Origin of the sequence: Streptomyces sp. NPDC047000 (assembly GCF_040644295.1) — a bacterium.
GTDB lineage: Bacteria > Actinomycetota > Actinomycetes > Streptomycetales > Streptomycetaceae > Streptomyces.
The window spans coordinates 25,785-44,063 of record NZ_JBEYWE010000039.1; the positions used below are offsets into that span (position 1 = coordinate 25,785).

Consider the following 18,279-nt stretch of genomic DNA (forward strand, 5'->3'; position numbering starts at 1 on the left):
GGCCTCACCTATGCAACTTACTCACCGTTTAACCGGTTCCCGGTTCCGGTCCGGAACGAGGCAGGATTGTGACCATGTCCAACACTCCCATGGCAGCCACCCCGCTCACCCGGGCCGTGCTCGAGATCGACGAGTACGCCTCCGGCCTCGGCTGGGACCAGCCCGCCCGCCTCTTCGCCCTCGTCGACACCGCGCACCTGCGGTCCCAGGAACCCGCGCTCGCGGCCCAGCTCGGTCTGGAGGACGAGCCGGTGGTCACCGGTCTCACCCCGATCGAGCAGGACGAAGTGCCAACGGACAAGCCGCTCGACGAGTTCCTGGGCACGATCGCCTGGCCGGAGGCGGTGGCCGGCTGCGCACTCACCGTGGAGCGGCTGATGCTGCCGCCGTCCGCCGAGGCGTCCGTGCCGCAGGGCCTGGACGGGGCGCGGCTGGCCTCGTGGGTGGCCGGGCACCCGGAGCGCCAGGAGGTGCGCATGACGGTGGCGGTGCTGCGCGACGGCACCCGTGAGGCGGCGCTCAGGCTGCGCGACAAGGACGCGGCGACGGACGTCCTCACGGGCCCCGACCTGGTACCGGGCCTCGCGGACGCGCTCTCCACGACGTTCGAGGACTAGCACCTGCCGTTCCATGGCGGCCGGCTGTCCCAGGGGCGTCAGCCGCCGTGCGGGGGGGTCAGCCCTTGGCCGAGCACTTCGGGAGGGCGGCGGTGTCGCCGCTGCGGATGTCCTTGAGGGCGCCGATGGCGTCGTCGATGGTGGAGACCTTGACGAGCCGCAGCCCGCTCGGGGTGTCCTTGGCGGCGGCCGCGCAGTTCTCGGCGGGGGTCAGGAAGAACCGGGCGCCCTTGTCGCGGGCGCCGACCGTCTTCATCTCGATGCCGCCGATGGGGCCGACCTTGCCGTCGTCGTCGATGGTGCCGGTACCGGCGACGAACGTGCCGCCGGTGAGGCTGCCCGGGGTGAGCTTGTCGTAGATGCCGAGCGCGAACATCAGTCCGGCGCTGGGGCCGCCGACGTCGGCGAGCTTGATGTCGATGCTGAACGGGAAGGTGTGGTCGGTCCCGGCGGAGATCCCGACGATGGCCCGCTCGGCACCGGTGTCGTGGGAGGTCGCGGTCGTGATCGTGACCTTCTCGGTCTTCGTCGCCGTTCTGTTCGCCTTCTCCGCGGCCGCCTGCGCCTTGGCGGGGACGACGGTGAAGACGACCTGCTGGCCCGGCTTGTGCTTGGTCACCAGCTTGGCGACGTCCGAGGGCTGGTCGACGGCCGCGCCGTCCACGGCCTTGATCACGTCACCGGCGTGCAGGCGGCCCTCGGCCGGGGAGTCCTTGACGACCGTCGAGACGATCACCCAGGACCTGACCGGGATCTTGAGCTCCTTCAGGGCCGCGACCTTGGCGCTCTCCTGGGACTGGCTGAACTCCTCGGCGTTCTCCTGGGTCGACTGCTCCTCGGTCTTGCCGTCGGGGTAGAGCGTGTCGTGGGGCACGATCTTGGTGTCGTGCGCGAGCCAGCCGTACAGCGCCTCGATCAGGTTCATCCGGTAGTCGGCGCTGGTGACGCGCACGGTGGTCATGTTCAGGTGACCGCTCGTGGCGTACGTCTTGTGTCCGGAGATCTGCAGCACCGGCGCGCCGCCGTGCTCGCCGAGGGTGTTCACCGTGGGTCCCGGGGACATCTCCGCGTAGGGCACGGGGATGAGCACTCCCGCGCACAGGAGCGCGATCAGCATGAGGGTGGAGGCGAGCATCGTCGCGGTGCGGCGTGGCATGGCACGACAGTACGGGACGTTTCTGTCGGAGTGCCGTCAGGGCCGTTCCTCCCCGGCCGTCCTCAGGTGCCGGAGCGGGTCCGCTCCATGGCCTCGCGGAACCGGGCGTACCCGTCCAGCTCGGGTCCGTCGCTGCGGGCCTTGCGGGTCCTGTTGGCCCAACTGCCCCACACTCCCGCACCGACCGCCGCCGCAAACGGAATCAGCAGCCAGGTGAGCGCCGCCATGCCGACCTCCCGACCCCACACGTCACTGCGAACTTACTGATCAGCAGATTAAACATCAGCAACGACAACGCGCACGCCAGGGACGCGGTTACGCAAGCGGAGGACCTCGGAGACCGCGGAGAGGGGCGCACCGGGGCGCGAGGGGGCTCAGCAGGCGCCCACCCACTCCTCCGTGCCGTCGGAGAACCTCTGGTGCTTCCAGATCGGCACCTCGTGCTTGAGGTCGTCGATCAGTTTCCGGCAGGCCTCGAACGCCTCCGCCCGGTGCGGGCACGACACGCCGACGACGACGGCGAGGTCCCCCACCTTCAGGTCGCCCACCCGGTGGACGGCGGCCAGCGCGCGTACCGGGTACTCGGCGACGACCTTCTCGGCGACACGCCGCAGCTCCGCCTCGGCGCCGGGATGGCTCGAGTAGCCGAGCTCGTCGACGTCGGCGCCTCCGTCATGGTTGCGGACGGTTCCGACGAACAGGGCGATGCCACCGGCCGCGGAGTCCCCGACCGCCTGGAAGACCTCGTCCACGGAGAGGGCGGTCTCACGGATGGCGATCAGCTTGACGGGGTCCTGTGCGGCCTGCTCGCCCGGATGGTCGTTGAGGGATGCCATGGGTCCATCGTGCCCCACACCCGGGAGCGCGGGAAACGTTCGCGCGCCGCACGCGCGCGCGTGCCCGGCGGGAAAGCGGCCGTCCGCCGCGCTCAGATCCGCCGCCGCGCCTTGCGCGCACGCCGTACGACGGCCGCCGCGCCCAGCAGCGCCACCGTGGCGCCCGCCGCGCCCGCGGCCGTCGCGTCCTTGCGTCCGAGGCGCCGGCCCGCGACCGTGTGCCGGCCCGCGACCTCCTCCAGCAGCTGCGCCAGCACCTCCTCGTTGGTCCAGCCGGGCCGCCAGCCCGCGTCGTGCAGCCGGCTCCCGCTGACCACCCACGGGTACATCGTGTAGGCCAGGTCACCGGCCGGGGAGGGGGTCAGCCCGATACGGTGCAGCCGGGCCGCCGCGCCCAGGGCGACCGCCGACGGCAGCTCCATCCGCCGGATCCCGCTGAGCTCCTCGACCTCCTCCTGCTCCAGCCAGCCGTCGCAGCCCACCGCCAGCTCCCCGTCGACCTTCTCCAGGACGGCGTACTCCAGGGCACTGCACAGGTCCTCCACGTGGCAGAACTGCCACGCGGGCCGCGACCCGGCGACGACCAGCAGCCGGGGCGACTCGAAATACCTGGTCAGCGCGGTGTCGGTGCCGCCGACGAGGACAGCGGGACGCACCACGGTGACATTGAGGCCGGGGTGCGCGCGGGGCGCGCGCCGGGCGAGCCGCTCGATCTCCAGCAGGTCACCGACCCCGGTGGCCTCGGCCGTCGCCCGCAGCTCGGCCTCCTCCGACAGGGGCAGCTCGTTGTCCGGCAGCGCCCCGTAGACCATGGCCGACGTGCACAGCACCACCCGGTGCACCCCGGCCGCGGCGGCGGCCGTCAGCACGGTCTGCGTGCCACGCACGTTGTAGGCCGTGCGCGCCGCCGCATCGGTCTCCAGGTCCAGGTCGAGCGCCAGGTGCACCACGACGTCCGCCCCGCGCAGCTTGTCGGCGATGGCCGGATCGCGCACGTCCAGGATGTGCCACTGAGCCGCCTCGCACTCGCCCCGCCGCTCGTCGATCGCGACGACCCGCTTGATCCCGCCGGAGGCGGCGAGCCGCTCGGTGAGCAGCGCCCCGACACCGGTCGCCGCGCCGGTGACCGCGACGACGGGCCCGCGCACGGCGGGCGTGGTTGAGTGGTTTCGCGCTGCGCGAACCTGCGGATCTGGGGAACTCACCGGGCGTCTCCAGCGGTTGTCGTCAATACGGGCGCGAGTGACGCGTACGTACCAGGTGACATCCATCCTGCCGCAGGCCGAGTGTCGGCGAAGCACCGAGGCCCGAACGGGTCCGGGTGTCTACGCTGGGTGGTGTTGCAGGGCAGCCGAGCCGCCGGAGAGAACCGGTGGCCTTAACCAGCCGAGGAATCCCGTGAGTGACACCCCATTCGGATTCGGCCTTCCGCCGGAGGAGCCGGACGACGGCGACGAGGGCAAGAAGAAGGACCAGCAGAGCGGCGGTGGGCAGGGACCGGCCAACCCGTTCGGCTTCGGGCTGTCCGGAGCCGGCGGCCCCGGCGCCGACAATCCGCTCGCCGCCATGTTCGGGTCGCTGAACCCCGGCGATCTGGGCGCCGCGTTCCAGCAGCTGGGCCAGATGCTCTCCTACGAGGGCGGCCCGGTGAACTGGGACATGGCCAAGCAGATCGCCCGCCAGACGGTCTCCCAGGGCACCCCTGACGGCGTCAAGGACGCGAGCACCGGTCCCGCCGAGCGCTCCGCGGTGCAGGAGGCCGTCCGCCTGGCCGACCTGTGGCTGGACGACGTGACGGCGCTGCCGTCGGGCTCCGGCTCCGCCGTGGCGTGGAGCCGTGCGGAGTGGGTCGAGGCGACCCTGCCCGCCTGGCAGGAGCTGGTCGACCCGGTCGCCGAGCGCGTCGGCACCGCGATGGGCGAGGTCCTGCCGGAGGAGATGCAGGCCATGGCGGGCCCGCTGATCGGCATGATGCGCTCGATGGGCGGCGCCATGTTCGGCACGCAGATCGGGCAGGCCGTCGGGGTGCTCGCGGGCGAGGTCGTCGGCTCGACCGACATCGGGCTGCCGCTCGGCCCGGCGGGCCGGGCGGCACTGCTGCCGGTCAACATCGAGGCCTTCGGCAAGGACCTCGGCGTGCCGAAGGACCAGGTGCGGCTCTACATCGCGCTGCGTGAGGCGGCCCACCAGCGGCTGTTCGCGCACGTGCCGTGGCTGCGCTCGCACCTGTTCGGCGCGGTCGACGGGTACGCGCGCGGGATCAAGGTCGACACGGCCAAGCTGGAGGACGTGGTCGGCCAGTTCGACCCGCAGAACCCGGAGCAGCTGCAGGACGCCCTCCAGCAGGGCATGTTCCAGCCGGAGGACACCCCGGAGCAGAAGCAGGCCCTGGCCCGTCTCGAGACGGCTCTGGCGCTCGTGGAGGGCTGGGTGGACGCGGTGGTCCACGCTGCCGCGAAGCCGCGTCTGTCGTCCGCGGACGCGCTGCGCGAGACGCTGCGCCGCCGCCGGGCGACGGGCGGTCCCGCGGAGCAGACGTTCGCCACCCTGATCGGTCTGGAGCTGCGCCCGCGCCGGCTGCGCGACGCCTCCCGGCTGTGGGCCTCGCTCACGGACGCGCGCGGGGTGGACGGCAGGGACGCCCTGTGGGCCCACCCGGACATGCTGCCCACGGCCTCCGACCTGGACGATCCGGACGGTTTCGTGCACCGCGAGCAGCTGGACTTCTCCGAGCTCGACAAGCTCCTCGGCGACGCGGCGTCGGGCCAGGGCTCCAAGCCCGACCTGCGCAAGGACGACGAGGGCGACACGGGCGGCGAGGGGCACGGCAAGGCCGACGGGGGCGACGGCACCGAGTGAACCTGTACGACGACGCGGTCCTCGTGCTGAAGAACCACGAGGGCCAGGACGCGCTGCGCCAGGACTATCTGGACCATCTGGCGGCCCACCCGGACGGCGTGTGGAAGTCCTGCGGCGCCGGGCATGTCACGGCCAGCGCCCTGGTGATCGACCCGGTGCGCGGGCGGGTGCTGCTGACGCTGCACCGGAAGCTGCGGATGTGGCTCCAGACGGGCGGCCACTGCGAGCCGGGCGACGGCACGCTGGCGGACGCCGCCCTGCGCGAGGCCACCGAGGAATCGGGCGTCTCGGGCCTGGCGCTGCTGCCGGGCGGCCCGGTGCGCCTGGACCGGCATCCGATCCCGCCGCCCTGCCACCGGCACTACGACGTGCAGTACGCGGCCCTCGCCCCGCCCGGCGCGGTGCACGCCGTCAGCGAGGAGTCGCTGGACGTGCGCTGGTTCCCCTACGGCGAGGTCCCGGACGTGGCCGACGAGTCCGTCGTACGGCTGCTGGAGGCGACGCGCGCCCGGCTGTGACCCGCCGGGTGCCGGACCGCAGGCAGCGGCGACGCGGCGGGGCGGGGCGAACGTAAGGGGCGCCCGCACGGGCAGGCACCCCTTACCTCTCCGGCCGCGCCGTCAGGCCGACGGCTCAGCTCCAGGCGTTGCCCTGGTTGGCGCCGCGCGCGCCCTGCTGCCCCATGCCGAACTGGGCGGCGACGCCCTGGCCGATCACCGCGTTCTGCGGCGGCAGCAGCTCGCTGGGCTGCACCAGCGCGAAGCCGCTGCCCATGAAGCTCAGCTCCCAGCCCTCTCCGGTGTTGCCCCGGCGGCGCCACACCCCGCTGGAGTGCGTCTGGGCCTGCATCTGGACCCGCAGCGCGGTGGACCAGGCGACGATGGCGTCGGCGTCGCAGTTGACGTACTTGTCCGGGGTGACCTGCATCAGCAGCGGCGCGCCGGAGGTCATCAGGGCGACCTTGCCGTGCCCGCTGATGTTGAGCTGGTACTTCCCGGACCCGGAGATGCCGTAGAGGCTGTCGACGGCGATGACCTCGTGGTGCAGGGAGGAGTCCATCGCCAGCACATAGCTGCTGTCGACGGTGAGCCCGTCCTGCTCGACGTCCATCACATGGACGTACTGGGCGAGGTTGGCGAGGTAGACGGTGCCCTGCCCGTGGCAGCGCATCAGGTCGAGTCCCTCGCCGGTGTGGGCACGCGCGCGTGCCTGACCGTTGCTGCGGTACTCGGCGTCGAACTCGACGAGTCCCTGGTAGGCGACCATGGTGCCCTTGCGGGCGAGGATGTCGTCGTGACCGCCCAGCGCGACGCGCAGCATCTGCTTGTTCTGCAGGCTCCAGCGGTCCTGGGTCTGGGCGTCGTTGAAGGCGAAAAGCGGGCTCTGCATGGTGATCCTTGCTCCCCCTCAGCCCCGGAACCGGAGGCGGTCGGTGCTGTCCTCGCTGGGCTGGACGACGACGATGCCCTGACCGGAGAAGGCCATCTGGAAGGCCTCGCCGCTGCCCCGGCCGATCAGTGACTGCGCCTTGAAGCTGCGCTTGCCCTTCACCTTGAGGTTCGGCGACCAGGCGACCAGCGCGTCCGGGTCGACGTACGTCTCGTCCTCGCCGCCGCCGCAGTCGACGACGATGGGCTCGCCGCGGGAGGTCAGCGCCACCCAGCCCTGCCCGGAGATCTTGGTGTTCCACAGACCCTGCCCGGCGAACTTGGCGAGGCCCTTGACCCGCTCCACGCCCCACGTCAGATGGGCGTCGAAGGCGAGCAGGTTGGTGGCGTTGACGGAGATGCCGTCGCCGTTGAGGTTGATCACGACGACGTTGGCGCCGTAGTCGGCGAGATAGAGCAGTCCGTCGCCGGAGCACTTCATCAGGGGCGCGCCCTCGCCGGTGAGCCAGTCACGGGCGATCTGGCGCACGGCCGGCGGGTTGGGCTCGTACTGGACGAAGCCCTCGTAGGCGATCATCGAGCCCGTGCGCGCGAGGAGATCGCTGCCGGACTGCATGGCGACCTTCAGCATGTGGCTGCCGTGGTTCTCCATGCGGGCGGTGACGGGGGCGGGGGCGTAGCCCGCGAGCGGCTGGGTCATGACGGGCTCCCTCAGATCTCGTAGGGCTGGACGACGATGAAGTTGCCGGGCGCGCCCCGGAACTGGAGGTTGACGCTCTCGCCGGTGTCGCCGGGGTAGGCGTTGCGCCGCATCCGGACCTGGCTGGAGACGATCACCTGGGAGGCGGCCGACCAGGCGACCACCGCCTGGCAGTCGGCGAACGTCGTCGGCGTCACCGGCAGGACGACGGGCGTGCCGTGCGTCTTGACGACGATCGTGCCGGTCCCCTGGAACTGCATGGTGAACAGGGCACCGCCGGGGATGCCGTGTCCCTCGATACGGCGGACCTCGTACTGGAGGGTCTCGTCGAAGGCGAGGACGTTCTCGGCGGAGACGCAGATCGCGTCGCCCTGGAGCTCGACCGGGTGCAGATGGGCGGAGTTCTCGGCGAGGAACACCTGGCCCTGGCCGGTGCAGCGCATCAGCTGCATCTCCTGGCCGGTGGCGTTGCCGACGATACGGCCCGCGAAGCCCGCGCCCTTGTAGCCGAAGTCGACCTTGCCCTGGTACAGCACCATGCTGCCCTGCCTGGCCAGCACGGGCTGGCCGCCCACGCCGAGGTCGACCCGGACGAGCTTGCCGTTCTGCAGGGTCCAGCGCTGTCCGGTGGGCGTCTCCCTGTACTTCTGGAGCGCGGCGGTCACACCGGCGCCGCCCTGGGGCGCGCCCTGCGGGACCGCGTAGCCGCCGGGCTGGCCGGGTACCTGGCCGAACGGCGGCTGCTGGCCGTAGCCCGGCGGGGGTGCGGGCTGCCCGTAACCGGGGGGTGCCGGCGGAGCCGGGGGCTGCCCGTAACCGGGGGGCGCGGGCGGAGTCTGACCGGGGGCCGGCTGGCCGTACGGCGGCTGGGGCCGGCCGTAGGGCGCGGGGGCCGGGGCGGGCGGCGGGACCGTGCCGATGCCGGGCGGGGCCAGGGGCGCGATGATCGTCGGGGCGGCGTGCACCGGGGGCGCGGGCGCCGGGGGCGGTGTGGGTGCGGCCGGGGGCGCGAAGCCCTGCGGCGCGGGGGCCGGAGCGGGCGGGGCCGCGGGCGCGCCGAACGCGGGGGGCGCGGCGGACTGCGACGGCGCGGCGAAGCCGGGAACGGCGCCGGTCTGCGGGGCGGGAGCCGGGGCGGGCGCCTCCTCCTCCATGACCTCGCCGCCGAAGTTCTTCAGCAGCGCCTCCAGGCCGCCGTCGAAGCCCTGGCCGACGGCCGCGAACCGCCAGACGTCCTTGAGATAGAGGTCGCCGAGCATCACGGCCCGCTCGGTGGTGAACTCCGAGCCGCTGAAGGAGTACCGGGCCACCTCCTCGCCGCCCGCCACGATCCGCAGGTATCCGGGGCCGATCTGGGACATCTGCCCGGCGCCGTCGATCGTCGCGGTGAACGACAGCTTGTGGATCTGCGGCGGGATCCGGTCGAGCGTCACCCGGAAGGACTCCGTGTCGCCCGCCTGGGCGCCCAGCAGCTGCAGCGACTCCTCGGGGGACTTGGGCTGGTTGAAGAAGATGAAGTAGCGGTCGTCCGAGAGCCGTTCACCGGCGTCGAGGCCGAAGCAGCTGATGTCGAAGGACAGCCCGGGGGCGGAGATCTGCACGCCTACGTACAGATCCGTGCCCGCGGTGAGGTCACTGATCCTGGCCTTGTGGCCGCGCTGGAATTCCCTGGGCATGCGTTACGACCGTCCCCCATCCCGAATGCGAGTGCGTCGCGCCAGGCTAACCGCAAACACCGGAACCCGACGAAGTCCGGTACAGACCCGGTACACAATCCGCGCTCAGCCGTGTCGTACGGCATCGGGCGAGGTCGTACGGGGTCGCGCGGGTCCGTACGCGGTTCACTCGTCCCGGCCGGCCGGGGGATGCGGCAGCCGGGCGGCCGCGGCCACCCCTTCGAGATAGCCCTTCGCCCGCTCGGTGCGCGGATACGACCGCAGCAGCCGCCAGAAGTCGGGGCCGTGACCGGGCACCAGCAGATGCGCGAGTTCGTGGCACAGCACGTAGTCGACGACGTACTCGGGCATGCCCTGCAACCGGTGCGAGAGACGGATGCTGCCCTCGGCCGGGGTGCACGAACCCCAGCGGGTGTTCTGGTTGGTGACCCAGCGCACGGAGACGGGCCGCGCCCGGCCGCCGAAGTACTGGTCCGACAGCCGCCGGGCCCGCTCGGCCAGTTCACCGTCACCGGGCGTCCGCCTGCTCTCCTGGGCGGCCAGCTTGTCGAGCATGACGCTCACCCAGCGCCGCTCCTCCGCCTCGGACATCCGGGCGGGGATCAGGACGACGGTGCGATCACCCTCGCGGTACGCGGAGACCGTCCGGCGTCTGCGGCTGCTGCGACGCACCTCGATGGCGTCGGTCGCCGAGCCGTCGGGGGGCAGGCTCGTCGTGCTGCGCTGCGGTGTTCCGGGGCGGTCGAGTGGGTCGGCGGGCACGCCCCGACGTTACCCGCTGCGCACGCGGGAAGTCCCGGGTCCGCAGCGGCCCGGTGCCGATCCCCGACCGGGGATCCGCTGCACAGGACCAACACCTGCCGTTCGTACGACTTATACCTCTCGCTTGTGGACAACGCGCGGCACCGCTCGGCCGGTCCGGGCATGCTGGGACCCGTCGGCGGACCACCGGCCGGGCTCCACCGCCCTGCTTCACGTGTCTGGTTCCACCTGTCTGGTTCCACCCGCCTGGCTCCTCCGACGCACCGGCACACTCTCCAGGGCTACGGGGGCCTGTCATGCATCCGTTGGTGAAGCCCGCGCTGCGGCGCGGCTGGCGCGACCTCAACACCGTGCAGTTCGGGATGACCCCGGCGCACGCACTGACACTGGGGCCGGTGGACACGGCCACGGGAAGTTTCCTCGACCTGCTCGACGGCACCCGCGGCATCGGGCTGCTGCGCGAGGAGGGGCACCGCATGGACCTGCCCGACCCTCAGGTCGACGAGCTGGTCGAACGCCTGGAGCAGGCGGGACTGCTCGACGACGCCACGGGAGGCGGCGCCCCGGGCGAGGCGCTGCGTGCCCGCAAGGACGCCTTCGAACGGCTGCTGCCCGATCTGGCCTCGCTGTCGCTGACCACCTCCCGGCCCGGCGAACCGGTCGCCCGCCTGGCGGCCCGCCGCGCCCAGCGGGTACAGGTGAGGGGCGCGGGCCGGGTGGGTACCCAGGTGGCCGCCCTGCTGGCGGCGGCCGGGGTCGGCGAGGTCGAGGTGCGGGACATCGGGTGCGTGGAGCCGTGGGACGTGACGCCGGGCGGGCTGCCCGCCGAGTCCGTCGGCGAACGGCGGACCGAGGCCGCCCGCCGGGCCGTGCGCCGGGCGGCACCGGACACCCCGCCGCGCCGACGCCGGCCGTGGCCGCCCGGGGACGGTGAGCCGGGCCTGTCACTGGTGATCCTCACCCCGCGCGACGACGTCTCGGTGCACACGCCCGACCCGGCCCGCGCAGCCCCGCTGATCGAGTCCGGGACCCCCCATCTCTACGCCGGTGTGGTGGAGGCGACCGGCGTCGTGGGCCCCTTCGTCCTGCCCGGTGCCACCGGATGTGCGGGCTGCCTCCAGCACGGCCGCACCGACCGGGACCCGGTCTGGCCGCGACTTGTGGCACAGTGGCGCACCGGCCGGCCCCGCCCGGTGCGCGCCTGCGACCTGACGCTCGCCACGACGGTCGCCGGGCTCGCCGCCGCGCACGCTCTTTCCTTCCTGGCCGGGGACACACCGTCGAGCGCGGGTGCACGCTGGGAGGTGGCACTGCCCGCCCTGCACTGGCGTGCCCGGCAGGTCGTACCGCACCCGGCCTGCCGGTGCGGGGCCTCCCCGGAGGGCCGGCGGCAGGACGCGCAGAGGGGCGTGCGGACCGGCGCGGCACACGGTGAGGAGGAACACACCGCGGAGGACGGAGTGCCGCACGAGAGAATGGCGGAGCAGCGGCCGTCGCCCGAGGGACACAGGGCAGACGCGGCGCGGCCGACTGGGACCTGGAGGGCGCATGTCTGATCTTCCCCGGAAGGCGGTCACCCGGACCGCCAAGCTCGCCGCGCTCCCGCTCGGCTTCGCCGGACGGGCGACCTGGGGCCTCGGCAAGAGAATCGTGGGCGAGTCCGCGGAGATCGTCGGCCGTGAGCTGCAGCAGCGCACCGCGGAGCAGTTGTTCAAGGTGCTCGGGGAGCTGAAGGGGGGTGCCATGAAGTTCGGGCAGGCGCTGTCCGTCTTCGAGTCCGCGCTCCCCGAGGAGGTCGCCGGTCCCTACCGGGCGGCTCTGACGAAGCTTCAGGAGGCCGCGCCGCCGATGCCGACGAGCAGTGTGCACGCGGCGCTCGCGGAGCGGCTCGGGGAGGACTGGCAGGAACTGTTCCTGGAGTTCGAGGACAAGCCGTCGGCGGCGGCGTCGATCGGCCAGGTGCACCGGGGGGTGTGGCACGACGGGCGCGAGGTGGCCGTCAAGGTGCAGTACCCGGGCGCCGGCGAGGCCCTGCTGTCGGACCTGACCCAGCTGAGCCGCTTCGCCCGGCTGCTGGGGCCGCTCGTCCCCGGGATGGACGTCAAGCCGCTGATCACCGAACTGCGCGACCGGGTCTCCGAGGAGCTGGACTACGGCCTGGAGGCGCAGGCCCAGCAGGTGCACGCCGAGGAGTTCACGGGCGACCCGGACTTCGCGGTCCCGGCGGTGGTGCACCAGGGCGACCAGGTGCTGGTCACCGAGTGGATGGACGGGATCCCGCTCTCGGAGATCATCTCGGACGGCACCCGGGAACAGCGCGACCGGGCCGGGCAGTTGCTCGCCCGTTTCCTCTTCTCCGGCCCCGCCCGCACCGGCCTGCTGCACGCCGACCCGCATCCGGGCAACTTCCGGTTGCTTCCCGGCGGTCCGGACGGCGGCTGGCGGCTCGGGGTGCTGGATTTCGGCACGGTCGACCGGCTGCCCGGCGGTCTGCCCACGCCGATCGGCGGGGCACTGCGCATGACGCTGGACGGCGACGCCGAGTCCGTCTACGAGATGCTGTGCGAGGAAGGGTTCGTCAGGGAGTCGGTCGAGCTGGATCCCGACGCGGTGCTGGACTATCTGCTGCCGATCATCGAACCGGCCCAGGCGGACGAGTTCACCTTCACCCGGGGCTGGATGCGCAGCCAGGCGGCCCGGATCGCCGATCCCCGCTCCCCCGCCTACCAGCTGGCCAAGCAGCTCAATCTGCCGCCCTCGTACCTGCTGATCCACCGCGTGACGCTGAGCACCATCGGAGTCCTGTGCCAGCTGGGCGCGACAGTGGGGCTGCGCGAGGAACTGGAGGAGTGGCTGCCGGGCTTCGTGCCGGAGGCCGATGACGAGGAGTCGGCCGCCGAGGCCTGAGCCGGACGGCTCCGCACGCGGGGCTCCGCACGCTGCGGGCACGGCGCCGCCGGACCCGCACCGGCACCCGGCGCTCGTCACCGGGCGGGGGACCGGTCCGTCTACCCGTCCCGGCCCCCACGGGCGGTGCGCCGGGCCCCGGGTTCGGGGCACCGGCGCACCGCGAGGCGGTTCACTCGCGCGGCGGTCGCACCACTGGGCGGCCCCGCAGGGGGTCACCGCGTCACGGTGTTACTGCATCACTGCCATGGCCAGCGCGCGGCGGGCACGCAGGGACGCGCGCTCGGCCCGGCGCTGCATCCGGCGGGCGACCACCAGGCTCATGGCCCGGCGCTCCCGCTCGGCGTCATGCATCCGCTCGTGCATCTGCGCACGAGCCAGAGCTTCTGGGATGAGTTGCATCTCTCGGGTCCTGTTCTGGCGCGAGTCGTTCGCACCGGTGGTGGAGTCCGGGGTCGCCGAGCCGGTGGGCTCGCTGAGGGACGGCTTCATCGGGGCCTGTTTCCTGGGATCGTGCGTGAGGGGGCGGTCGATGGTTCCGGGGATGTTCATGCCGTGACCGGGTTCTTGCGCGGGCGGCCACGCGGCCGCTTCCGGGCGACGACGACGCCCTGGACGAACAGCTCGCCACCCCAGACGCCCCAGGGCTCGCGCCGCTCCTGGGCGCCGGCCAGGCAGGCCTCCATCAGCGGGCAGGTGCGGCAGAGGGCCTTGGCGTACTCGACGTCCGCCGGCGACTCGGCGAAGAAGACCTCCGGGTCGTTGGAACGGCAGGGGACGGGCACGCCGAGGCTCTCGATGGCGTCGTCGAGCGCGGTGAGCGCGGTGAGCGGGAACAAGGTGGAGTCCTCCGTGAGGCCGGGCGGGGGGATCGTTTCGGAAGGCGGTACGGACGGGGCGTGCGCTTCGAGTTGCACGGTTCGTCTTCCTCGTCTGGTCGTTCCGGTCGGGTCGGACCGGGTTGCGGCTGGTACCGGTGGTGTTGCTCGTCCCGAGGCCCCTTCGGTCCGTCGTCCCCGTTCGGGGAAAACAGAAGGGCCGCGGATCCCGGGTGGGGTTCCGCGGCCCTGAAGGCGCCGGCCTGATCGGCGATCAGACTGGATCACTCCAGGGTTCTGGCCCACGGAAGGCCCACATCAGGTGGTGCTGCGTCGTCTGCTTCCGGAATCCGGCACCGGCTGCCGTGAAGGCATAGGCGTGTGCCTGTGCCCCTACTGCTTCCAGTGCCTCGGTCGGTCGCTCATTGCGCTCACGGACGGGAAGACCGACCAGAGGCGCAGAGGACGCCGGACGCACGGCACGGATGCCGGACAGACCGGTGCCCGGGTTGGAGACGCCGAGCATGCACGCGGAGACGGCCGAGCGATCGGTCATTTTGACGAGGCTGCTGGTGCTGGTCTCGATGCTGATCACTGGACTCGCCTCCTCTCGGCGTCTGGGGGACCGGGGTGAACCGGTCCGTCGGGTATGCAAGTAGAACACGGAATCAGTGCCTCCGAGAAGGTCGCTGTTTCCGTGCCTAGAACCTATGGGGATTGCCGGGACTTGCGCAAACTATTTTTGCGACGAGTTGGCGTCACTCCCCGGCCGCGGCCCCGTCGGGCTCCCGGCCTGCGCAGATGGCCAGGACATCGGTCCCGTAGCGGCGCAGCTTGCGCACTCCCACCCCCGGGATCCTGGCGAGCTCGCCGTCGCCTTCCGGGACCGTCTCGGCGATGGCCACCAGTGTCTTGTCGGTGAAAACGCAGAACGGCGGCTGCCCGCTGAGCCGTGCCTGTTCGGCGCGCCACTCGTGCAACCGCTCGTACAGTCCTTCGTCCATGTCGGACGGGCAGTCCTCGCAGCGCATCAGCTTCATCTCACCGGCCTCGGTCAGACTGCGGCCACAGACCCGGCAGCGGGCGGGGCTGCGCTGGGTACGGCGCGGGACGGGGGCGGCGGCACCGGCGGCGGTGACGCGCCCGCGTTCCACACCCCCGCCGGACGCACCCGCGGGGGCACGGCCCGCCGCGGACCCGGAGCCGGGGCGCAGTCCGTCGAGGAAATGACTGGGGCGGCGGCCGGGACGGCCGCCGGGGGACCGGGTGAGCGACCAGGACAGCTGGAGCAGCTCGCGGGCGCGGGTCACCCCGACATAGAGGAGACGGCGCTCCTCCTCGATCTGTTCACCGGTTCTGGCGTAGCTGATCGGCATCATCCCGTCGGCGACCCCCACCAGGAAGACAACGTCCCATTCCAGGCCCTTGGCCGAGTGCAGCGAGGCGAGGGTGACGCCCTGGACGGTCGGGGCGTGCTGGGCGCCCGCCCGCTCGTCGAGCTCCGCGACGAGGTCGCCGAGGGTCGCGTCCTGCTTCACGGCGGCGAAGGCCCGCGCGAGGTCGGCCAGCGCGGCCAGCGACTCCCAGCGCTCCCTGACGGCGCCGGAACCGGCCGGGGGAAGCGGGGTCCAGCCCGCTCCCGAGAGGACGGCCCGCACCTGGGAGTGCAGGTCCACGGTGTCGTCGAGGAGGGCGTCGTTGCGGCCGAAGCGGGCGGCGGCACGCAGTTCAGTGATCGCCTTGCGTACCTCGGGCCGGTCGAAGAAGCGCTCGGCGCCGCGCAGCTGGTAGGGGACCCCGGCGTCGGCGAGGGCCTGTTCGTAGGTCTCGGACTGGGCGTTGGTGCGGAAGAGGATCGCGATCTCGCTCGCCGGGACACCCGCGCCGGTCAGTTCGCGGATGCGGCGGGCGGCACCCTCGGCCTCGGCGGGCTCGTCGGCGTACTCGGTGTAGACGGGCTCGGGGCCCGCGGGACGCTGCGAGACCAGTTCCAGCCGGTGGTCCGCGGCGCGGCCACTGGCCTGGGCGAGGAGTCCGTTGGCCAGGTGGACGACCTGGGGGGTGGAGCGGTAGTCGCGGACCAGCTTCACGACGGTGGCGCCGGGGTGTCTGACGCGGAAGTCGAGAAGGTGGTCGGGGGTGGCGCCGGTGAAGGAGTAGATCGTCTGGCTGGCGTCGCCGACCACGCAGAGACTGTCCCGGTCGCCCAGCCACAGCTCCAGGAGGCGCTGCTGGAGGGGGCTGACGTCCTGGTACTCGTCGACGACGAAGTGCTGGTACTGGGCGCGGACCTGGTCGGCGATGTCGTGCCGGTCCTGCAGGACGGCGACGGTCAGCAGCAGCACGTCCTCGAAGTCGATGACCGCGCGCTCCCGCTTGAGGTCCTCGTAGACCGTGTAGAGCTGGGCGATCTCGGCCGGGTCGCGCGGGGCCGCCCGGCCGGCCTTGACGGCGGCGGGCGCGTAGTCGGCGGGCACCGTCTGGGTGACCTTGGCCCATTCGATCTCCGCGACGGTGTCCCGGAGCTCGCCCCGGTCGAGACGGATACGGCAGGCGGCCGCCGCGTCCGCGACGAGCTGGATCTTGCGGTCGACGAGCCGGGGCAGGGACCCGCCGACCGCTTTCGGCCAGAAGTACTGCAGCTGCCGCAACGCCGCCGAGTGGAAGGTGCGGGCCTGCACGCCCTGGGCTCCGAGCTGCCGCAGCCGGCCGCGCATCTCGCCCGCGGCCCGGTTGGTGAAGGTGACGGCGAGCACGCTGGACGGCTGGAGGATCCCGGCGCGCACCCCGTAGGCGATGCGGTGGGTGATCGCCCTGGTCTTGCCGGTACCGGCTCCGGCCAGCACGCACACCGGTCCCTGCAGGGCGGTCGCCACCTCGCGCTGCTCGGGGTCGAGCCCGTCGAGCACCGCGTCGGCCGAGTCCGGTACCTGCGGGAAGAGGGTGGAGTGCGTTGCTGCTGTCACATGGCCATGCTGCCAGGTCGCCCGGGACGACTGCGCCGGTTGTCCACAGGTGAGCCCTTGCGGTCGTACGAACGCCGGCCCGGGCAGTGGCCATGTCTCCTGCGGACGGACTCCGTCCTGTCCGGCATACCCCGGGAGGGAATGCCGATCCGGCCAGGCGCGTTCCGTAGCAGGATCCCTTTCCCGAGCTGCCTGAGGAGCGCGACCGAGATGCAGGGCACTGTGACGATGTACAGCACCACGTGGTGCGGTTACTGCCGCCGGCTGAAGAGCCAGATGGACCGCGAGGGCATCGCGTACACCGAGATCAACATCGAGCAGGACCCGGCGTCCGCGGCCTTCGTGGAAAAGGCGAACGGCGGCAATCAGACGGTCCCGACCGTACTGTTCTCCGACGGTTCGACGCTGACGAACCCCTCGCTCGCCCAGGTGAAGCAGAAGATCGGCGTCTGAGCTGCGGCGGTCGTCAGGACACACGTGTACGACAGAGGCGGTTCCCGGGGGTCCCGGGAACCGCCTCTGTCGTACATGTGTGTCGTACGTCTTTGTCGTACGTCCTGGTCAGATGAAGGTGCGGGTCGGCAGGGGCTTGCCGTACCAGAGCTCGATCAGGCGGGCCGCGATGGAGATGCCGTACGGGGGCAGGACCTCGCCGGACTCGAACGCGGCGCGCAGTTCGTCGCGGGAGAACCAGCGGGCCTCGTGGATCTCGTCGCCGTCGACGTTGATGTCGGTCGAGGTGGCGCGGGCGACGAAGCCGAGCATGAGGCTGGACGGGAACGGCCAGGGCTGGCTGGCGACGTACTCGACCTGGCCGACGGTGATGCCCGCCTCCTCGAGGACCTCGCGGCGCACGGACTGCTCGATGGCCTCGCCGGGCTCGACGAAACCGGCGAGGGTCGAGAAGCGGCCCTCGGGCCAGTGGACCTGGCGGCCGAGCAGGATGCGGTCCTCCCCGTCCGTGACCGCCATGATCACCGCGGGGTCGGTGCGCGGGTAGTGCTCGGCGCCGCAGGCCGGGCAGCGGCGGATGTGGCCGGCCGCGGCGATCACCGTGCGCTCGCCGCAGCGGGAGCAGAAGCGGTGGGTGCGCTGCCAGTTCTCCAGGCCGACGGCGTGCACCATCAGACCGGCGTCGCGCGGTGAGAGCAGCAGGCCGGCCTCGCGCAGTCCGGCCGGGCGCGCCGACTGGTCGATACGGCCGGGCAGGGCGTCCTTCTGGAGGGCGAAGTAGCGGATGCCGTCCTGGTCGATGCCCAGGAAATAGCGGTGCGCCTCGGTGAGCGGGGCTTCGAAGGAGGGGGTCATCACGAGCTCGGTCCGGCCGTCCGGCGTCTCGTCGATGAGGACCTGGCCGCCGGAGACCACGAAGCAGCGGGTCGTGGGGTGACTCCACGCCGCGGCCAGCCAGGCCTCGTCGAGCCGGTGGTGGGCGGCCCGGTCGATGCCGCTCGGGGCGGTGAGCGAGACGGGGCGGTCGGCTGTGTGGTCGGTCCAGGTGGTCACGAGTGCTTCCAACTCCCCCGGTGCAATGGTGTGGTTCGGCAAGCGGTTCATCGGGTCGTACGACGGGTGGGGACCGGGTCCGGGTGGG

The 18,279-nt window shown here is 72.3% G+C and carries 19 protein-coding genes; 6 read left to right on the forward strand and 13 right to left on the reverse strand.

Annotated elements, in window-relative coordinates; genetic code table 11:
- Positions 1–74: 74 nt before the first annotated feature.
- Entirely contained in the window at positions 75–617 is a 543-nt protein-coding gene (locus tag ABZ862_RS35440; protein ID WP_360967701.1) for a PPA1309 family protein, read from the forward strand.
- 58 nt (positions 618–675) lie between these two features.
- On the opposite strand, the gene ABZ862_RS35445 is transcribed toward ABZ862_RS35440, so the two are convergent.
- The 4 genes from ABZ862_RS35445 to ABZ862_RS35460 form a co-directional block, all read right to left on the reverse strand.
- Positions 676–1,773 (reverse strand): PDZ domain-containing protein, encoded by a 1,098-nt coding sequence (locus tag ABZ862_RS35445; RefSeq protein WP_360967704.1) that lies wholly within the window; start codon positions 1,771–1,773, stop codon positions 676–678.
- 62 nt (positions 1,774–1,835) lie between these two features.
- Positions 1,836–2,000 carry a hypothetical protein gene (locus ABZ862_RS35450; RefSeq protein ID WP_360967707.1) on the reverse strand — a complete coding sequence of 55 codons (165 nt, stop codon included), beginning with the start codon at positions 1,998–2,000 and terminating at the stop codon, positions 1,836–1,838.
- A gap of 147 nt (positions 2,001–2,147) precedes the next feature.
- Positions 2,148–2,609 (reverse strand): molybdenum cofactor biosynthesis protein MoaE, encoded by a 462-nt coding sequence (locus tag ABZ862_RS35455; RefSeq protein WP_360967710.1) that lies wholly within the window; start codon positions 2,607–2,609, stop codon positions 2,148–2,150.
- A 92-nt stretch (positions 2,610–2,701) separates the two neighbouring features.
- Entirely contained in the window at positions 2,702–3,814 is a 1,113-nt protein-coding gene (locus tag ABZ862_RS35460; protein ID WP_360967713.1) for an SDR family oxidoreductase, read from the reverse strand.
- Between the two features lie 193 nt (positions 3,815–4,007).
- Here ABZ862_RS35460 and ABZ862_RS35465 point away from each other — a divergent pair, with 193 nt between their 5' ends.
- On the forward strand, positions 4,008–5,468 hold the full coding sequence (locus ABZ862_RS35465) for a zinc-dependent metalloprotease (protein ID WP_360967715.1): 1,461 nt from the start codon (positions 4,008–4,010) through the stop codon (positions 5,466–5,468).
- Positions 5,465–5,986, forward strand: a complete 522-nt coding sequence (locus ABZ862_RS35470; RefSeq protein WP_360967718.1) for an NUDIX hydrolase — start codon at positions 5,465–5,467, stop codon at positions 5,984–5,986. The genes ABZ862_RS35465 and ABZ862_RS35470 overlap by 4 nt, the downstream gene beginning before the upstream one ends.
- Before the next feature lie 115 nt (positions 5,987–6,101).
- On the opposite strand, the gene ABZ862_RS35475 is transcribed toward ABZ862_RS35470, so the two are convergent.
- The 4 genes from ABZ862_RS35475 to ABZ862_RS35490 all read right to left on the reverse strand — a co-directional run bounded on the left by ABZ862_RS35475 (position 6,102) and on the right by ABZ862_RS35490 (position 9,994).
- The gene (locus ABZ862_RS35475; RefSeq protein ID WP_360967721.1) at positions 6,102–6,857 is read right to left on the reverse strand and encodes an AIM24 family protein; all 756 of its coding nucleotides are present in this window, start codon (positions 6,855–6,857) and stop codon (positions 6,102–6,104) included.
- Positions 6,858–6,875: 18 nt separating this feature from the next.
- Entirely contained in the window at positions 6,876–7,556 is a 681-nt protein-coding gene (locus ABZ862_RS35480; protein WP_360967724.1) for an AIM24 family protein, read from the reverse strand.
- A gap of 11 nt (positions 7,557–7,567) precedes the next feature.
- Positions 7,568–9,232 carry a TerD family protein gene (locus ABZ862_RS35485; RefSeq protein WP_360967727.1) on the reverse strand — a complete coding sequence of 555 codons (1,665 nt, stop codon included), beginning with the start codon at positions 9,230–9,232 and terminating at the stop codon, positions 7,568–7,570.
- 165 nt (positions 9,233–9,397) lie between these two features.
- Positions 9,398–9,994 (reverse strand): M48 family metallopeptidase, encoded by a 597-nt coding sequence (locus ABZ862_RS35490; protein ID WP_360967730.1) that lies wholly within the window; start codon positions 9,992–9,994, stop codon positions 9,398–9,400.
- Between the two features lie 296 nt (positions 9,995–10,290).
- On the opposite strand from ABZ862_RS35490, the gene ABZ862_RS35495 reads away from it, so the two are divergent.
- Positions 10,291–11,550 carry a TOMM precursor leader peptide-binding protein gene (locus ABZ862_RS35495; RefSeq protein ID WP_360967733.1) on the forward strand — a complete coding sequence of 420 codons (1,260 nt, stop codon included), beginning with the start codon at positions 10,291–10,293 and terminating at the stop codon, positions 11,548–11,550.
- Positions 11,543–12,901 (forward strand): AarF/ABC1/UbiB kinase family protein, encoded by a 1,359-nt coding sequence (locus ABZ862_RS35500; protein ID WP_360967736.1) that lies wholly within the window; start codon positions 11,543–11,545, stop codon positions 12,899–12,901. The genes ABZ862_RS35495 and ABZ862_RS35500 overlap by 8 nt, the downstream gene beginning before the upstream one ends.
- A 231-nt stretch (positions 12,902–13,132) precedes the next feature.
- Here the strand turns inward: ABZ862_RS35500 and ABZ862_RS35505 are convergent, their stop codons facing one another.
- The 4 genes from ABZ862_RS35505 to ABZ862_RS35520 all read right to left on the reverse strand — a co-directional run bounded on the left by ABZ862_RS35505 (position 13,133) and on the right by ABZ862_RS35520 (position 16,685).
- A complete protein-coding gene (locus ABZ862_RS35505; protein WP_360967739.1) occupies positions 13,133–13,453 on the reverse strand; it encodes a hypothetical protein in 321 nt (106 codons plus the stop codon).
- Complete coding sequence (locus ABZ862_RS35510) at positions 13,450–13,818, reverse strand: WhiB family transcriptional regulator (RefSeq protein ID WP_360967742.1); 369 nt, start codon at positions 13,816–13,818, stop codon at positions 13,450–13,452. The genes ABZ862_RS35505 and ABZ862_RS35510 overlap by 4 nt, the downstream gene beginning before the upstream one ends.
- A gap of 175 nt (positions 13,819–13,993) precedes the next feature.
- Positions 13,994–14,314 (reverse strand): hypothetical protein, encoded by a 321-nt coding sequence (locus tag ABZ862_RS35515; RefSeq protein ID WP_360967745.1) that lies wholly within the window; start codon positions 14,312–14,314, stop codon positions 13,994–13,996.
- A gap of 163 nt (positions 14,315–14,477) precedes the next feature.
- Positions 14,478–16,685 carry an ATP-dependent DNA helicase UvrD2 gene (locus tag ABZ862_RS35520; RefSeq protein WP_360967748.1) on the reverse strand — a complete coding sequence of 736 codons (2,208 nt, stop codon included), beginning with the start codon at positions 16,683–16,685 and terminating at the stop codon, positions 14,478–14,480.
- 210 nt (positions 16,686–16,895) lie between these two features.
- Between ABZ862_RS35520 and ABZ862_RS35525 the strand changes: the two genes are divergently transcribed.
- Positions 16,896–17,138, forward strand: a complete 243-nt coding sequence (locus ABZ862_RS35525; RefSeq protein ID WP_360967750.1) for a mycoredoxin — start codon at positions 16,896–16,898, stop codon at positions 17,136–17,138.
- A 108-nt stretch (positions 17,139–17,246) separates the two neighbouring features.
- On the opposite strand, the gene nudC is transcribed toward ABZ862_RS35525, so the two are convergent.
- Complete coding sequence (gene nudC / locus ABZ862_RS35530; RefSeq protein WP_360967753.1) at positions 17,247–18,191, reverse strand: NAD(+) diphosphatase; 945 nt, start codon at positions 18,189–18,191, stop codon at positions 17,247–17,249.
- Between the last annotated feature and the right edge of the window lie 88 nt (positions 18,192–18,279).

What these genes read in the sequence shown, in the direction of transcription:
- ABZ862_RS35480 (WP_360967724.1), bottom strand. Translation starts at nt 7,556, where the DNA reads ATGACCCAGCCGCTCGCGGGCTACGCCCCCGCCCCCGTCACCGCCCGC.
- ABZ862_RS35485 (WP_360967727.1), bottom strand. Translation starts at nt 9,232, where the DNA reads ATGCCCAGGGAATTCCAGCGCGGCCACAAGGCCAGGATCAGTGACCTC.
- ABZ862_RS35495 (WP_360967733.1), top strand. Translation starts at nt 10,291, where the DNA reads ATGCATCCGTTGGTGAAGCCCGCGCTGCGGCGCGGCTGGCGCGACCTC.
- ABZ862_RS35525 (WP_360967750.1), top strand. Translation starts at nt 16,896, where the DNA reads ATGCAGGGCACTGTGACGATGTACAGCACCACGTGGTGCGGTTACTGC.
- ABZ862_RS35445 (WP_360967704.1), bottom strand. Translation starts at nt 1,773, where the DNA reads ATGCCACGCCGCACCGCGACGATGCTCGCCTCCACCCTCATGCTGATC.
- ABZ862_RS35475 (WP_360967721.1), bottom strand. Translation starts at nt 6,857, where the DNA reads ATGCAGAGCCCGCTTTTCGCCTTCAACGACGCCCAGACCCAGGACCGC.
- ABZ862_RS35455 (WP_360967710.1), bottom strand. Translation starts at nt 2,609, where the DNA reads ATGGCATCCCTCAACGACCATCCGGGCGAGCAGGCCGCACAGGACCCC.
- ABZ862_RS35505 (WP_360967739.1), bottom strand. Translation starts at nt 13,453, where the DNA reads ATGAACATCCCCGGAACCATCGACCGCCCCCTCACGCACGATCCCAGG.
- ABZ862_RS35440 (WP_360967701.1), top strand. Translation starts at nt 75, where the DNA reads ATGTCCAACACTCCCATGGCAGCCACCCCGCTCACCCGGGCCGTGCTC.
- ABZ862_RS35500 (WP_360967736.1), top strand. Translation starts at nt 11,543, where the DNA reads ATGTCTGATCTTCCCCGGAAGGCGGTCACCCGGACCGCCAAGCTCGCC.
- ABZ862_RS35450 (WP_360967707.1), bottom strand. Translation starts at nt 2,000, where the DNA reads ATGGCGGCGCTCACCTGGCTGCTGATTCCGTTTGCGGCGGCGGTCGGT.